This is a genomic window from Burkholderia sp. MSMB1078WGS (assembly GCF_001528895.1).
Classification (GTDB): Bacteria; Pseudomonadota; Gammaproteobacteria; order Burkholderiales; family Burkholderiaceae; genus Burkholderia.
Genome location: NZ_LPDI01000025.1, coordinates 1 through 15,006, shown reverse-complemented (window position 1 = coordinate 15,006; position 15,006 = coordinate 1). Strand labels below are relative to the sequence as shown.

13 protein-coding genes are annotated in these 15,006 nt (G+C 67.0%); 4 read left to right on the top strand and 9 right to left on the bottom strand.

The features are described from left to right. Positions 1-168: 168 nt before the first annotated feature. The 4 genes from WT24_RS04915 to WT24_RS04900 all read right to left on the bottom strand — a co-directional run bounded on the left by WT24_RS04915 (position 169) and on the right by WT24_RS04900 (position 4,510). Positions 169-1,089: a recombination-associated protein RdgC gene (locus WT24_RS04915; protein WP_060031561.1), complete on the bottom strand. Its 921-nt coding sequence runs from the start codon at positions 1,087-1,089 to the stop codon at positions 169-171. Between the two features lie 57 nt (positions 1,090-1,146). Then, positions 1,147-2,181 (bottom strand): succinylglutamate desuccinylase/aspartoacylase family protein, encoded by a 1,035-nt coding sequence (locus tag WT24_RS04910; protein ID WP_059505310.1) that lies wholly within the window; start codon positions 2,179-2,181, stop codon positions 1,147-1,149. Positions 2,182-2,434: 253 nt separating this feature from the next. Beyond that, a complete protein-coding gene (locus WT24_RS04905) occupies positions 2,435-2,710 on the bottom strand; it encodes a hypothetical protein (RefSeq protein ID WP_059505308.1) in 276 nt (91 codons plus the stop codon). A gap of 249 nt (positions 2,711-2,959) precedes the next feature. Next, positions 2,960-4,510 (bottom strand): sensor domain-containing diguanylate cyclase, encoded by a 1,551-nt coding sequence (locus tag WT24_RS04900; RefSeq protein ID WP_059505306.1) that lies wholly within the window; start codon positions 4,508-4,510, stop codon positions 2,960-2,962. Between the two features lie 453 nt (positions 4,511-4,963). On the opposite strand from WT24_RS04900, the gene WT24_RS04895 reads away from it, so the two are divergent. The 3 genes from WT24_RS04895 to WT24_RS04885 are packed head-to-tail and all read left to right on the top strand — an operon-like array spanning position 4,964 to position 9,791. Then, positions 4,964-7,843, top strand: coding sequence for a xanthine dehydrogenase family protein molybdopterin-binding subunit (locus tag WT24_RS04895; protein WP_059789506.1), 2,880 nt, complete (start codon positions 4,964-4,966; stop codon positions 7,841-7,843). Beyond that, on the top strand, positions 7,840-8,535 hold the full coding sequence (locus WT24_RS04890) for a (2Fe-2S)-binding protein (RefSeq protein ID WP_060031560.1): 696 nt from the start codon (positions 7,840-7,842) through the stop codon (positions 8,533-8,535). The genes WT24_RS04895 and WT24_RS04890 overlap by 4 nt, the downstream gene beginning before the upstream one ends. Continuing rightward, positions 8,532-9,791: a cytochrome c gene (locus WT24_RS04885; protein WP_060031555.1), complete on the top strand. Its 1,260-nt coding sequence runs from the start codon at positions 8,532-8,534 to the stop codon at positions 9,789-9,791. The genes WT24_RS04890 and WT24_RS04885 overlap by 4 nt, the downstream gene beginning before the upstream one ends. A gap of 91 nt (positions 9,792-9,882) precedes the next feature. Here the strand turns inward: WT24_RS04885 and WT24_RS34805 are convergent, their stop codons facing one another. The 5 genes from WT24_RS34805 to WT24_RS04865 all read right to left on the bottom strand — a co-directional run bounded on the left by WT24_RS34805 (position 9,883) and on the right by WT24_RS04865 (position 14,311). Next, a complete protein-coding gene (locus tag WT24_RS34805) occupies positions 9,883-10,044 on the bottom strand; it encodes a hypothetical protein (protein WP_179949308.1) in 162 nt (53 codons plus the stop codon). A 133-nt stretch (positions 10,045-10,177) separates the two neighbouring features. Continuing rightward, a complete protein-coding gene (pal, locus tag WT24_RS04880) occupies positions 10,178-10,669 on the bottom strand; it encodes a peptidoglycan-associated lipoprotein Pal (RefSeq protein ID WP_034206187.1) in 492 nt (163 codons plus the stop codon). 420 nt (positions 10,670-11,089) lie between these two features. Next, positions 11,090-12,301 (bottom strand): porin, encoded by a 1,212-nt coding sequence (locus WT24_RS04875; RefSeq protein ID WP_060031552.1) that lies wholly within the window; start codon positions 12,299-12,301, stop codon positions 11,090-11,092. Positions 12,302-12,617: 316 nt separating this feature from the next. Next, positions 12,618-13,064 (bottom strand): VOC family protein, encoded by a 447-nt coding sequence (locus WT24_RS04870; RefSeq protein ID WP_059789502.1) that lies wholly within the window; start codon positions 13,062-13,064, stop codon positions 12,618-12,620. 287 nt (positions 13,065-13,351) lie between these two features. Then, complete coding sequence (locus WT24_RS04865) at positions 13,352-14,311, bottom strand: LysR substrate-binding domain-containing protein (protein ID WP_059789501.1); 960 nt, start codon at positions 14,309-14,311, stop codon at positions 13,352-13,354. Between the two features lie 110 nt (positions 14,312-14,421). On the opposite strand from WT24_RS04865, the gene WT24_RS04860 reads away from it, so the two are divergent. Continuing rightward, complete coding sequence (locus WT24_RS04860) at positions 14,422-14,820, top strand: RidA family protein (RefSeq protein ID WP_059505294.1); 399 nt, start codon at positions 14,422-14,424, stop codon at positions 14,818-14,820. Positions 14,821-15,006: the final 186 nt, after the last annotated feature.

The following is a 15,006-nucleotide window of genomic DNA, read 5'->3' as shown; positions in this document are numbered from 1 at the left end:
CGTCGTTTCGATGGCCTGTCGGTCGCGCCGATTCGGGGCGGGTTGTTCAGGATCGCGAGCGCCCGACCGCGATTCGCCGCCGCCAGGGTGGCGACGGTTCTCCTCCAATCGTCGCGTCGGCGCGAAGCCCCACCGTCGCGGGGCGACGATCCTCGACGACGACGGCGTTCAGGCTGCTTCCTGACGAGTCGCGTCCTGCCGCTCGCCGCCCAGGCTATCGACGAGACTCGCCAGCATCCGCGCCAGCTCACCCGTCATCAGCGCGACATCCGAGTCGAAGCGTTCGTCGTCGTTCTGCGCGGTCGGATCCGCCGCCTCCTTGATCACGTCGAGCGGCGTGACGCGCTTGATCGTCAGCGACGGGGTCAGCACGAACGAGATCCGGTCATCCCAGGTCATCGCGAGGCGCATGCATTGCTTGCCGGCTTCGATGTGCCGGCGCATGTCGTTCGCTTCCAGCGCGTGGCCGACGTATCGCACCGTGGCGCCGCCTTCGCCGCTCGAGCGCAACTCGGCGTCCTGGTCCACGGTGAATCCGCCCGGCGCGTCGCCGGACAACAGCCAGTCCGTCATCGCGGCGACCGGCGAACGCGCCACCTGCACGCCCGCGAGCGGCAACGCGTCGATCGATTTGACGAGCAGGCTGCGAACGTCGTCGGCGAGCGCCTGGGCAGCCGCATCGATGACGAGCCAGCCGTTCGCCGTGTCGATCCACACGCGGGTATCGCGGCGAATGCTGAACGCGCGCGGCAGCAGTTCGTCGGTAACCTGTTCCTTGAGTTCGCGCAGTTGTTTGCGGCCAACCTTGAAGCCCTGCTGCTCTTCGACTTCGAGCGCACGCGCCTTGGTCACCTGATTGACGACCGACGCCGGGAGCAGCTTCTTTTCGGAGCGGAACAGCAGCAGCATCTGCCGGTTGATCGAATACACGAGCGCGCCGTCGTCACGCGGCGATGCCCAGCCGACGCGCTGCATTTCGACGCTGCTGCCCGGCTGGAACGCGTGAGGCGCCAGCCATTTTTCCATCTGGTCGGGGGTAACGGCCCAGGGTGCCGGAAGACGGTGAAGCTGAAGGTTCTTGAACCACATAGGCGTACGGGCAAAGCGCGTCATTCTATCTGACGGCGCGATTGCCAGTCGGTTGCGTCACGCGATGACACGCGGCGGCGTCGACAACTCCGCCAACTGAAACAGGCAATCTCCTCGCCGCACCTGCGCGGGCACACGCTTGCACACCACCTCGCCGTCGCCGTTGAACCGGTGCAACACCGGTTCGCGCAACGGCGTATCGGGAAAATGCACCCACGCGGCCGGCTGCCCGGCCTTCACCTGGTCGCCGAGCTCGACGAGCGGCTCGTACAGCCCGCGCTCGTACGCATAGACGAAATGGCGATCGCCGTCGACGCGCATGAAGCGCGTGACGGTCGGCGGCGCGTCGGGCACGAGCGCGCCGTGCAGCAGCCCGATATAGCCGAGGTAATGCAGCAACCCGTGGCGGCCGAGCCGGATCAGCGACGGATCGGCCATCCCGGCGCCGCCGAGTTCGGTGACGATCGAGATCGCGCCTTGCCGGCGCGCGGCCGACGCCGAATGCACGGGATTCGGCGCGTGCAGCAGCGCATTCTGCAGCCCGAACGCGTTCAGCAGCCCGTTGAGCTTCGCGGCTTCGTCCGCGTCGAGCGGATCGATCGCGAGCATGTTGCCGCCCTGGTAGAGCAGCGAACTGCCGCCCGAGTGCAGATCGACCAGGTACTGCGCGCGCGACAGCAGTGCGTGCTCGATGTAGTGGGCGATCATCTGCGTCGGCGTGCCGGTCGGGTCGCCGGGAAAGCTGCGGTTCAGGTTGCCTTCGTCGAGCGGCGACACGCGCAGGCCCGCATCCGCCGCCGGAAAATTCGCCATCGGCAGCAGGATCAATTGCCCGCTGACCATCTCGGGTTCGATCTCGCGCATCAGTTGCGACACGATGATCTGGCCTTCGTACTCGTCGCCGTGGTTGCCGGCCATCACGAGCGCGACCGGACCGTCGCCGTTGCGGATCGACGCGATCGGGATCGGCAGCCAGCCGTATGCGGAGCGGTGCACGGAGTGCGGCAGCCGCAGGTAGCCCGCGTGCTTGCCCGGCGCGTCGAGATCGATTTCGCAGTGAATGGGATTTCGGTGTGAGGAGGAAGCGGTCATGGCAGCGTCGTTCGATGCATGGAATCTGCCATCTTATAGAGGAAACGAGCGCTGCGCGCCGCACCGGGCGCGTTCGGTGCCGAACGCCTGCACGCGTCGATCGAAACACAGTTCCCGTATCGACGACGATGCCCCGCCAGATCGATGCGGATGTTGCAGCGATGAACGCATGCCGGCGTGCCGGCCGGCCGCATGCATACGTCGGATCTCGCGCCGATCCCTTGCCGCGACAGGGTCGGCGCGCGCAACCGGGTTACCGGCCGGATGTTTCAGCTTCGAGACGTCCTTCTTCCCACAGGGCCCAGAAACGGCTGCCGGCGCGATACGGATTCGCGCGCCCCGCAGCGTGATCGGCGACGCCCTGGCGAAACGCGCCGTACAGCGTGAGCGGCGGATTGTCGACGCATGCGGCTTCGTACGCGGCCGGCGGCCGGCTGTCGGACACGAGCCGGCGAATCAGCGATGCGCCGTCGATCACTGCCTGTTCGTCGATGATTTCGGTTCGTGCGAGGACGTCGACGGTATTCATGTGGGGCTCCCTGAAACGTGCTTTCCCCATTGAGGAGCAATAAGGGTGCCAGCCGCGAAATGCCGCACTCGGCCTCGATCGTGCAGGCTTCTGCAGTCATCTTTCGGCGTGCCGGGCGGCGATGTTACGGAACACGTCACGTGACACGCGAACGCGCGGCGCCGCGTGCGAACCGGCAAAACGTTTCGGCATTGAATCGTCGGGAGGCCGCGCGGGTGCGCAAAGGGCAATGCGCGGCGCGTCGCCGGCTCAGCTTGCGGTGGCCGGCGCCATGCGGCGGCTGCCGCTCGAATAGAAGCAGTAGATGCCCTTGCCGGCCGATTTCGCGTCGTACAGCGCGCTGTCGGCCTGCCGGATCAATTCGTCGGGCGAGCCGTGCCCGTCGTCGAGCGCGATGCCGATGCTGATGCCGATGCAGACGGTTTCGCCGATCGACAGCGCATACGGCGCCGAAATCTGCCGGATGATCCGCGCGGCGAGGATCGAGCATGCTTGCATCGTCGTGTCGTCGATCGCGACGATGAATTCGTCGCCGCCGATACGTGCCGCGAGCTCGCCCGGCGGCAGCGTCTTGCCCAGCCGCTCGGCGACCTGCGTGAGCACTTCGTCGCCGGCCTGGTGGCCGAAGCGATCGTTGATCGATTTGAAACCGTCGAGGTCGAGATACATGACCGCGAACGCCGGGCTCGGCAACCGCGGCCGGCGCGCGAGCATCCGCTCGAGCTCCGCATGCAGTTCGTGGCGATTCGGCAAACCCGTCAGCGCGTCGTGTCGCGCGAGGTGCCGGATGTGCTGTTCGGTCTGTCGGCGCGCGGTGACGTCCTCGACGATGATCACCGCGTTGCCGTCCGGCACGCGGTGACGCGTCAGTTCGAGCTGGCGGCCGTCGGCGAGCGCGATGTCGAGCGGCCCGGGCTCGTGGCGGCTCAGCCAGTCGTCGCACTGCGCGGCGAGGCCGGCGCCGCCGGGATCGATCGCGGCATGGGCACCGAGCGCGGCGACGACGGCCGGAAGCGGCGTATCGAGCATGATCTCGCGCGGCGAGCCGAACAGTTGCGCGGTGCGTCGGTTCGCGACGATCACGCGGCTGTCGCCGTCGATCATGCACAGGCCGTGCGGCATGTAGGTGAGCGCGGCGTCGAAGCGGGCGACGAGTTCGGCGTTGCGCTGGCGCGCGGCGATCAGCGCGACGAGCACGCGATAGTGGCGCTGCACGACCGTGCGCATCGCCGCGAGATAGATCGCGAGCGGCGGCACGAGCAGCCACGCGCCCGGCCGAGGGGCCAGCAGCGCACCGACGCCGATCGGCAACACGCCGAGCGCGATCTGCGTCATCGCGAGCCGCGGCAGCGCCGAATTGCGCGATGCGATCCCGCCGAACACGCCGCCCGCGACCATCACGGACAGCGTGCCGAGCTCGACGTCGGCGGCCTGCACGCAGCCCATCGCGCCGAGGCCGAGCACCAGGCACGCGACGAGCGACACCGGCGCATAGCGCATCGCCCAGTATTCGGCGCGATCGTCGCCGGCGTTGCGCCGCACCGTGTACGCCCGTGCGATCGACAGGCGCGCAACGAGCAGGCCGACGTCGGCAACGAGCCACGCGAGGCACCACAGCTGCTGCAGCCGGAGCAGCGCGACGGCGGCGACGAAACCGCTCGCGAGCCCGGACAGCGCCATCGGACGCACGTCCTCGAACAGCGTCACGAGCATCGACGGACGCAGCGCGGCCGTCACGCGGTGGTTGCCGGAGGGGGGAGTGGCGAGAACGGAGTTCAGGAGAGATGCCCTGACTGCCATGGTTATTGACCTCGACACGATATCGCGATGGCTCGCGGCGCCCGCACGGCACGTGGCGGAAGCCCGGCCGAGCCGGATGCGCACGACATTACCATGAAAAACCCGCGGCGCGGGCCGGCCGGCGGGCGCCGCGCACTGTCTCGCGCGAGGGTCGTCGACCGCGGCCGCGGGCGGCTTGCGGATTCGTCGGTGCGAAGGCGGCGTCGTTGCGAACGGAACGATGCGGGCGGCCGACCGGCGACCGCGAAGCCGGCGCGACGGCATCCAGCCGCACGCAAACGGCCAACGGGACCGCCGGCCGCAGCCTGGCCGAGTCCCGTTATAAGAAATTCAATAAGTATTTCATGCGGGAAATACTATAGGCGATATATCGAAAACAATGCCAGAATGCGCGCCGCTCCGAACGCCGCGACACCCGATCGCCGTCCGAGCCGCCTCAGGAGGTTCCCCCCAATGAAAAACCACGGCCTGTCACGGCGGGGTTTTCTGAAAGCCAGCGTGCTGGCGGGCGTCGCGGTGTATGTCGCGCCCATCGGCAGCCGCGCGTTCGCGGCGCTCTTCGAAGAAAAACTCCTCACGCCCGTCAAATGGGATAGCGTCACCGGCATCCCCCAATTCCGCATCGACGGCATCGCGAAGGTCACGGGCGCGAAAGTGTTCGCCCGCGACGTGCGCGCCGCGGACATGCCGCACTGGCCGCAGCAGCAGTCGCATGCGCTGATCCTGCGCGTCACGCAGGCCGACCGCACGTACGAAGGCTTCGACTTGTCGCTGCTCGGCGACGAGCTGAAGCCGGACCGCGTGGTCACGGCCGACGATCTCGCGCGCGACGGCGTCGCATTCCCGGCGTTCTACGGCGACGACATGCTGTTGCCGGCCGGCAAGACGCCCGCGTATCTCGGCCATGCGGTCGCGATCCTGATCTATCACGACTTCGCGCGCTTCCGCTTCGCGAAGAACGCGCTGAAGTTCCGCGACGACGTGATCCGCTACGGCGCGGTCACCGGCCCGCTCGAGCGCGATCCGTGGGGCACCTTCCGTTACGTGCGCGTGGGCGGAAAGACCGCCTATGACGACGACGTCTATTCGAGCCTGAAGGACGCACCGATCTTCCCGAGCATGATGCGCAAGCACCTGCCGGTCTGGCCGGACGGCAAGGAGCACGGCAAGCTCGACGAGCAGGGCATGTTCCTCGCCGGGCAGATCGCCGGCGAGCTCGACCATCCGCCGGCCGACTGGCTCGTGTTCGATCGCGAATACAACACGCAGTCGGTCGATACGGCCGCGCTCGAACCCGACAACGCGAACTGCTGGTACGACGCCGCGACGCAAGCGCTGCATCTCGTCGTGCCGACCCAGTCGCCGCGCGAAGTGTCGGAGAACGCGGCCGCGATGGTCGCGAAATGCCGCTTCCCGGTGAAGAAGCTGTTCGTGCATCCGTGCTACACGGTCGGCTACGGCTCGAAGGATCACTTCAACGTGCCGTTCTACGGCCTCGTCTGCGCGCTGTACGCGGACGGCCGCCCGGTGCGTTTCGCGAACGACCGCTACGAGCAGTTCCAGACCTCGCTGAAGCGTCACGCGTTCAAGATGCGTTACCGAATCGCGGTCGACCGCAACACGGGCCTGCTGCAATCGTTCAAGGGCGACTTCGAGGCGAACGGCGGCGGCCGCTCGAACTTCTCGCCGTCGGTCGCGATGGTCGGCGCCACCGCCGCGCAATCGATCTACTACTTCCCGAAGAGCGACCTCGCGGCGGTCGCGATCGCATCGCGCGCGATCGACGCCGGCTCCGCACGCGGCTACGGCACGCTGCAAAGCATGGCCGCGACCGAGATGGCGGTCGACGAGATCGCCGCGCAACTGAACATCGACCCGATCGACTTCCGCCTGCGCAACGCGCTGCGTTCGGGGATGAAGAACACGCAGGGCGCGATCCCCGCCGGCGCGCTACGCGTCGACGAAGTGCTGGAGCGAGCGAAGCAGCATCCGCTGTGGACGCACCGCGCCGCGCGCAAGGCCGAATTCGAGGCTGCACATCCGGGCAAGCGCTACGGCGTCGGTTTCGCGTGCGTGCAGAAGGATTTCGGCACGGGCGCGGAAGCGTCGTTCGCCAAGGTCGAATTCGACGCGCACGGCAAGGTGTCGCTGCAACACACGGCCGCGGAGATCGGCACCGGGATGTCGACGTCGCAGGCCGTCGCGGTCGCGAAATGGCTCGGCCGCCCGGCGACCGACGTCCGCGTGGCCGTGACCGAATGGCCGGACCTGCCGGTCGAGACGAGCGGCGATCCGTACCTGATGTCGCAGGCCGACCAGGACCGCCTGAGCACGAACCCGCGCTGGTCGCCCGGCTATGCGTCGCCGTCGAGCGCGACGAACTCCGCGTACTACTTCACGCACAGCACGCGCGAGGCTGCGCGCGCCGTATTCCGCTACGGGCTGTGGCCGGCCGCGATGTCGATCTGGACGCGCGGCCTGGGCGGCGGCCAGGCCGCGCCGTACACGATTCGTATCGAAGATGCGCGCTGGGTCGACGGCAAGCTGACCGCCGACGGCCTCGAGCCGCTGACGTTCGAGCAGCTCGCGAAGCAGGCGCATGCGCTCGGGTTGCCGACCGGCGCCGTCGTGCACGTGTTCAACCGCTGGCAGTGGACCGATGCCGAATTCGAGATCGGCGGCGCGCTCGAGCGTCTGCCGATCGACGGGCTGTCGCTGCGTATCGGCGCGCCGAAGACGGGCGCCGACGACGGCCCGTTGCCCGGCACCGCCGCACCGGCCGGCGCGACCGCGCTGCACGGCACGCTGCCGCCGACCGCGAACGGCTATCGCGTGCTCGATCGCAAGCGCGTGTTCATCCCGCCGACGAGCCGCAACAACGCGGCCGTCACGTACTACACGGCGGTCGGCACGCTCGTCGAGCTGGCCGTGCACGAAGCGACCGGCAAGGTCGAACTGCTCACGCACCACTCGATCATGGAGTGCGGCAACCAGATTTCGCCGCAGCTCGTGTCGGGGCAGTTGCAGGGCGGTCTCGCGATGGGCATCGGCCATGCGCTGCACGAGTACCTGCCGCTCTACGAGGACGGCCCCGGCAACGGCACGTGGAACTTCAACCGTTATCGGTTGCCGCGCGCGTCCGACGTCGCCGTCTGGACGCAGACGGGCGACGTGCTGCCGCCGCTGTCGGAAACCGATCCGCCCAAGGGTGTCGCCGAAGTGGTGATGATCCCCGTCGTCGGCGCGATCGTGAACGGCATCGCGCACGCGATCGGCCATCGTTTCACCGACCTGCCGGTGACCCCGCAAAAGATTCAGGAGGTGCTCGCATGACGACCGCCCAAACCGCGGCTTCGGCCGCGAGCGCCGGCGCGGCTGCGACCGGCGCTGCCGCGCCGAATGCGGCTTCCGTCGCACCGGCGTTTGCGTCTGCCGCGCCGGCATCGGCGCCGGCAGCCGTCGAGCGTCCGCTCGTCCGGTTTCAGCAGAAACCGCTGTCGGTGAACATCAACGGCAAGTCAGTCGGCCCGATGCAGGTGCCGGAAGGGCTGATGATGATCGAGTTCCTGCACGAGTACGTGGGCCTTACCGGCTCGCGGCTCGGCTGCGGGCAGGGGATCTGCCACGCGTGCGTCGTGATCGTCGACAAGCCGGACGGCACGAGCGAGGAGATGCGTACCTGCATTACCGGCGCGCACTTCTTCCACGGCCGTTCGATCCGCACGATCGAAGGCCACGCGAAGCGCAACGAAGCCGGCGAAGTGGTCGAGCTGTCGCCGATCCAGCAGAAATTCCTCGAGCACTTCAGCTTCCAGTGCGGCTACTGCACGCCGGGCTTCGTCAACGCGGCGACCGTGCTGATCGAACGCCTGAAGCGCGAGCCGATCGCGAAGACGGACGTGGAGCGCACGATCACCGACGCGCTCGACGCGCATCTTTGTCGCTGCACGGGCTATGTCCGCTACTACGAAGCCGTCAAGGACGTGGTGCTGACGACGCCGGGACTCGTGAAGGACAGCGCATGAAACGCACATTCGCTCATCGTGCCGCGCGGGCCGCGGGCCTGCCCGCGCTCGCAGCGGCCTGCGCGCTGCTGCTCGCCGCCTGCGGCGGTCGCGACGCGCCGGCGTCGAGCGCGGCGTCCGGCGCCCCCGGCGCCGACCAGATCGCGCGCGGCCGCTATCTCGTCAGGGCCGCCGACTGCGCGGCGTGCCATACCGCGAAGGACGGTGCGCCGTTCGCCGGCGGCGCGGCGCTCGAATCGCCGTTCGGCACGTTCTACGGCTCGAACATCACGCCCGACAAGGATCACGGGATCGGCAACTGGAGCGCGGACGACTTCTACGCCGCGCTGCACGACGGCAAGGCGCCGGGCAAGCGCCTGTATCCGTCGATGCCGTACACGTCCTACCGGCAGCTCACGCGCGCCGACGCCGACGCGATGTACGCGTACCTGAAGACGGTCAAGCCGGTCGCGCAGGAAAACCGCGCGCATGAACTCAAGTTCCCGTACAACCTGCGCTTCGGCATGGTGTTCTGGGACATGGTGTTCCTGAAGGACAGCCTGCCGGATGCGTCGGCCGGGCAATCCGCCGACTGGCAGCGCGGCCGCTATCTCGCGGGTGCGCTCGGCCACTGCGCGGAATGTCACACGCCGCGCGCGTTCACGGGGCAACTCGACGGTGCGAAGCCGTTCGCGGGGGCCGCGCTCGGCCGCGTGGCCGCACCCGACATCACGCCGGCCGGCCTCGCCGCGCGCGGCTGGACGGGCACCGACCTGCAGACGTTCTTCGGCGTCGGTATCGCGCCGCAAGGCTCGGCGTTCGGCGAGATGTATCCGGTCGTGCACCTGAGCACGCAGTACCTGACGAAGGACGACCTGCGCGCGCTGTCGACGTACCTGCTCGGCGATACGCCGCCCGCGCCGCAACCGGCGAAGCCGGTGTCGACCGATGCCGCGCAACTGGCCGCCGGCCGCTCGGTGTATCTCGCGGTCTGTGCCGGCTGTCACGGCTTCAACGGCGAAGGCAAGCCGCACGTAGCGGTGGCGATGAACGGCAACTCGACGGTGCGGCAGGGCGATCCGCGCAACCTGCTGGTCGCGATGCTCGACGGCATCGACGAGCAGAAGTTCGCCGGCGTCGAAAACCTGCAGCCGATGCCGGGCTTCGCGCACACGCTGAGCGACGACGAACTCGCGCAGCTCGCGAACTACCTGCGCGCGACGTGGGGCGGCCAGCCCGCGAGCGTCACGCCGGCCGACGTAAAGGCGATGCGTTGAGCCGTGCCCCGGGGTGGGGCGTCGCGAGCGAGGCAGCCGGTTTCCGGCGATCGCGCGCGATGCGCCGCCCCGTTTTCCTTGCCGCGGCGCGTCAGTAACCGCCGCCTCCGCCTCCGCCTCCGCTTCCGCCCGAGCCGCCATACCGGCTCATGCCCGGTCCTTGCGACATGCCGCTGCCCGACGACGTACAGCCCGCCGACAGCACGAGCACCAGCGCCGCGATCAGCGCCACAACCAACGTTGCCGATTTCATTGCAATCCCCTTGCAGCGCGCAGGCGCCAGGAAAGGCGGCTCGCGTGAACCGCGCGTCTGCGCGATGAGAAGACGTTTCGGCGGAGCCGTTATTCCATGCTTTTTGCGTATCGCCGCGGCGGCGACGCGCGGATCAACGATAGACGAGATCGGCGCGGCGGTTCTGCGCCCACGCTTCCTCGTCGTGGCCGAGCGCGACCGGCTTTTCCTTGCCGAGGCTGACCGCCTCGAGTTGCGTGGCCGGCACGCCGAGCGTTTCGAGCGCGCTCATCACGGCCTGCGAGCGGCGCTGGCCGAGCGCCAGGTTGTATTCGGACGTGCCGCGCTCGTCGGTGTTGCCCTGGATCAGCACGCGCCGCGCCGGGTGGCTGCGCAGGTAGTCGGCGTGCGCCTGCAGCAACGACTGGAATTCGGGCTTCACCGAGTACTGGTCGAAATCGAAGTAGATGCTGCGTTTGGCGAGCGGGCTGTTCGGATTGTTCAGATCGTCGGCCGTCACCGTCGCGACGGCTTCGCTCGATGGCGTCGGCGCCGCGCCGGCATTCTCGGGCGTTTTCGCCGCGTTGTGACAACCGGCCAGCAGTACGAAAGTTGCCAGGACCGCAATTCGGTTCATTTTGCTCATCGTTCGTTTCTCCAGCGGTTGACTGCGTTGAAAGCGGGGCGCGTGTCATCCGCACGCAGCCGTCCGGCCGCCGTGGCGCGAAAGGTCCGGCTCCGTTGCCGTGATGCGGGCTCGTAAGCCGATGGTGCGCCAGATGAAAGAATGTTGCGACCGGAACGCCGGATCGCGGCGTCGCTGCAAATAGATTAGGAAAAATGTCACAACGTGCCCAGTTTCTCCGCATTTTTTGCGCAAATGCGACAGCCGGGCGGCATTCTTGCTGCCGCGAGCGGTGTGCGGCATGCGTCGCATGCCACAGCGAAAAAAGCCGCGCACGGGGGCGCGGCCTTGTCGGTGGCGGCGACGGGGAGCGGGTGATGCGGGGAGCACTTGCCGGATGCCGTCGGTCGTCCGCGTGACGCCGCAGCGCACGCGGCCTCGTCAGAACTTGTGCCGCAGCCCCAGCGCGACGACGGCCTGATTGCCGTTCGCGGAAGGGGTCAAGGTCCAGACGGTCGCGTTGAACGCCGGATGGCCGTTGCCGCCGCTCACGCTCTGGTACGTGCCTTCGAGATACGCATCCGTGCGCTTCGACAGCGCATAGTCGGCCTGCGCGACGACCTGGTTCCATTTCGGGCGCGTCTGGCCCGTGCGGGTGTCGAAGCGGCCCATCGTATATGTGTACGCGGCGGCGACGCTCAGCGCATGCGTGACGAAGTAGCGTCCGTCGATCGTGACGTTGTCGAACACCAGCGATTCGCCCTTCAGCGGCACGATGTTGCCGCCCTGGAGCACGCCCGTCACGCCGTCGGTGGTCGAATGCGACCACGCGGCGCCGACCGAGTGCGGCCCGAACGCATAACGCCCGGCCATCGCCCAGATCTGCTGATTGCCGCCCGCGATCGTCGCCGAGCCGTCGACCGTGCTGAGCGCGCCGTCCGGGTTCGGCGCATTGCGGTCCCGGCTGATCTTCAGGTAGCCGGCGCCGAGCTTCAGCGGCCCGTTCGCATACGACACCCCCGTGCTCCACACCGCGTTGTTGGAGAACTGGCCGGCCATGTTCGAGAACCCGACCATCGCGCCGAACCTCAGCCCGCGAACCGTCGGGCTCGTGTACTTCACCGCGTGGTTGATGCGCAGGTTGCGGTTCGAATCGTCGTTGTCGTACGGGTGGACCGCGAGGTTGCCGCCCCAGCCGGGGCCGGACGCACCGAGCGGCGTCACGAAATCGAGGATCAGGTCGTACTGGCGGCCGAACGACAGCGTGCCGGCCGTCTGCGAACTCAGCCCGATCCATGCCTGGCGGCCGAACAGGGCGACGCCTTTCTGCGACAGCTTGCCGGTGGTGCCCGAGAAGCCGTTTTCGAGCGCGAAGACCGCCGCTATTCCGCCGCCGAGATCCTCGCGGCCGCGCAGCCCCCAGCGCGACGCGTTCAGTGCGCCGCTCGTCATCGCGACGCCGCCGCCGCCGGGCGAACCGGCACCGCGCGTGCGCTGGTTGGTCGAGTAGATGATCGACGTGTCGATCAGGCCGTACAGCGTCACGCTGCTCTGGGCAAGCGCGAGATCCGGCACGAAGCCGGTCAGGCAGGCGGCAATGACGGTCCCCGCGACGCGTGCGCCGGCGTGCTGGTTCGTTTGGGAAAAGGGCATAGGCGTTTGTTGTTGTTGGACCGGCCTGGCGGCCGATGGATCGGGCGGCCATTATTGGAATCTTTCGGCGGCCGATTAAGGCGTCGCACAGGAAAGGTCCTCTGCGGAATCGCTCGGAATCGCGATGCGTCGGCTGCGGGGAGGCGGTCGGGGAGGGGGCGTGGCGGTGCGTGCGAGTCGGCGCGCCATCGCGCGAGGGTGTGCCGAGCGCTCGCGGCGGGCGATTGGCAGCGCGGCCCGGTGTGCGCCGCGCCAGCCATACTGCATGCCGCGTGTCAGGTCGGGGGGATCGCTCCGGGTATGCCGTCCGGATTGCTTACTGATCGCCGGACATCAGCGCCGTGTAACGCCGCTGCATTTCGTCGGGTTCGACCGCTTCGATCGTATGCCCGATCAGCCAATCGTAACCGAACGGATCGCGGATCCTGCCCGAACGCTCGCCGTAGAACTGGTCCTGGAGCGCACGCGTCACGCGCGCGCCGGCAGCGACGGCGGCGGCGATCGTCGCATCGGCATCGTCGACATGAAGATGGAGCGCCATCGGCGCGTTGCCGTCCGGATCGAGGGCGAAGAGATCGTATTCCGGGAACTCGTCCGAGATCATCAGCGTGCACGGCCCGAGTTGCAATTCCGCGTGACCGATGCGCCCCGACGGCTCGACGAGCCGAAATTTCTCTTGCGCGCCGAATGCCTTCGCATAGAACGCGATGGCGTCCTCCGCGCGTTTGGCGCGCAGATACGGAAAGACTTCGTGAATCGCCATGGTGCCCTCCGGTGGGGGTGTGGGTGTGGCTCGATCCTATCGCGCATTCGGTGCCCGGTCTTGAACGAAATTGATCGCCGCCAGATGGCGGAGAACGCCGCGATGCACGCGGCAAACCACCTCCCGAGGCCGAATCCGCTGAACTCGATCGATCCGAGGACCAGGTTGCCGTATCCGTCGCAGCAACAAGACACGCGGCGCTGGTGCACGATGATGGGCAACGGTGTGGGCGGTCGGGTTCCGTGTTGAAGCAGGGCGCTCAACGGAGGGCTATTTCTCGATAACGATTACGTCGTATCGAAGGCTGGCGCCGGAGTGGGCAGCACGCCTGCGTTTGTTTCGGCGGCTTCCGCACACCGATGCCCGGCAAATTCCCGAAGCACCCAGTCTCGCAATATTTCGGTTGCCTGTCTCGTCGCGGAGCGAGGGCTGTAAACGAGATCGTACTGGAAGCTATCCAGCGCCAGGTCGAACGGCCGCACCAAGGTGCCGTTGGCCAATTCGTCGGACACCAGGGTCAGGCTTATCAGGCCGATTCCCTGTCCGGCAAGGGTCGCCTGCATTGCATGGACTTCGTCGTTGAATCGGAGGCCATCGTTCGGATCGGTGCCGCGTATTTTGGCTGCCTCCAGCCAGCGTGCCCATGTAATTGCGCGGGGATCGTCGCGGACGGAGGGACCCCAATCGAAGTGAATCAGCGTCGCGCGCTGCAGGTCTTTTTCGTGTGCAATCGACAAATGCGGACGACACACCGGGGTAAACCGGTCCCTGAAAAGCGGTTCCGACATGAGCCCGGGATAGTAGCCCGAACCGTAACGGATCGACGCATGCGCGGACTGGTCGAGGTCCACGATGGCATTGGTGGCGTCGAGCCGAAGGGTCCAATCGGGATACGCGGCACGAAATCCGCCTGCTCGAGCCGCGAGGCATTTCGCGGTGAATGCCACCGTGGACGTGAGCGTTGCAACCTTGGTTTCGTCGATGTTTCGCGCTGCCTCGATTGCGCGCTCGAAGCTGTCGAAGCCGTCACGAAGAACCGGGAACAGCGCCTTGCCGTTTTCCGTCAGCCGGACGCCGCGCGTCTGGCGCTCGAACAGTTTGACGTCGAGCCATTCTTCGAGTTGACGTATCTGGTGGCTGATGGCGGTAGGGGTGACGTTGAGTTCTTCAGCCGCCGCTTTAAAGCCGGCGCGCCGGGCCGCGGCTTCGAATGCACGTAGCGCGCTCAACGGAGGCAGTTTGCGCATGGGTTAGAAAAGCTCATCTGTAAGGTGAGAATTGACCATTTGTTGCGCTCGAAAGCTCCATCGATACTCCGATCCCTGACAATCACCCGGAACTCGACGGAGAGCCTTCCATGAAAATCGAACAGGTGCACACGAATCCCGATCCCTATGCGCCGTTTGCATTATCTCAAGCAATTCGGGTAGGCGGTTTCGTCTTCGTTTCGGGGCAGCCTGCCATTGGCGACGACGGCGAAATCGAAGGGCCCGGAGACTTCGATCGCCAGGCCAGACGCGCATTCGGCAATCTGGAGCGTGCATTGAAAGCGGCCGGTTCGGGCATGAACCAGGTCGTCAAGACGACGATCTTCCTGAAGTCGATGTCGTACCTCGACAGAATGGTCGACGTCCGTCGCGAATGGTTTTCCGCGCCGTATCCGGCGGAAAGTCTCGTCGAAGTCTCCGCCCTGTATTCGCCGGACGCGCTGATCGAGGTGGAAGCGATCGCGGTCGTCCCGGATGCGGCGTCGTAGAAACGTTGGCCGTGCGCTGCGGCTATTGTCGCGTCGGGCGCTGCGTATCCGCCGGCCGGACAGCTTGCGCAACCCCAAAGCGGACATTTGAACTTAGCTGCCACAACCAATGTCATACCCGGATTCAGATGTCCACCTTCGAGCCATTTAAAAATGTCCGGTTTCAAGGTTGGTTTTGCAGCGTTT

Excerpts from the sequence above, each read along its gene's own strand:
- WT24_RS04910 (WP_059505310.1), bottom strand. The coding sequence starts at position 2,181 with ATGACCGCTTCCTCCTCACACCGAAATCCCATTCACTGCGAAATCGAT.
- pal (WP_034206187.1), bottom strand. The coding sequence starts at position 10,669 with ATGAGCAAAATGAACCGAATTGCGGTCCTGGCAACTTTCGTACTGCTG.
- WT24_RS04875 (WP_060031552.1), bottom strand. The coding sequence starts at position 12,301 with ATGCCCTTTTCCCAAACGAACCAGCACGCCGGCGCACGCGTCGCGGGG.
- WT24_RS04860 (WP_059505294.1), top strand. The coding sequence starts at position 14,422 with ATGAAAATCGAACAGGTGCACACGAATCCCGATCCCTATGCGCCGTTT.
- WT24_RS04890 (WP_060031560.1), top strand. The coding sequence starts at position 7,840 with ATGACGACCGCCCAAACCGCGGCTTCGGCCGCGAGCGCCGGCGCGGCT.
- WT24_RS04885 (WP_060031555.1), top strand. The coding sequence starts at position 8,532 with ATGAAACGCACATTCGCTCATCGTGCCGCGCGGGCCGCGGGCCTGCCC.
- WT24_RS04870 (WP_059789502.1), bottom strand. The coding sequence starts at position 13,064 with ATGGCGATTCACGAAGTCTTTCCGTATCTGCGCGCCAAACGCGCGGAG.
- WT24_RS34805 (WP_179949308.1), bottom strand. The coding sequence starts at position 10,044 with ATGAAATCGGCAACGTTGGTTGTGGCGCTGATCGCGGCGCTGGTGCTC.
- WT24_RS04865 (WP_059789501.1), bottom strand. The coding sequence starts at position 14,311 with ATGCGCAAACTGCCTCCGTTGAGCGCGCTACGTGCATTCGAAGCCGCG.
- WT24_RS04895 (WP_059789506.1), top strand. The coding sequence starts at position 4,964 with ATGAAAAACCACGGCCTGTCACGGCGGGGTTTTCTGAAAGCCAGCGTG.
- WT24_RS04905 (WP_059505308.1), bottom strand. The coding sequence starts at position 2,710 with ATGAATACCGTCGACGTCCTCGCACGAACCGAAATCATCGACGAACAG.
- WT24_RS04915 (WP_060031561.1), bottom strand. The coding sequence starts at position 1,089 with ATGTGGTTCAAGAACCTTCAGCTTCACCGTCTTCCGGCACCCTGGGCC.
- WT24_RS04900 (WP_059505306.1), bottom strand. The coding sequence starts at position 4,510 with ATGGCAGTCAGGGCATCTCTCCTGAACTCCGTTCTCGCCACTCCCCCC.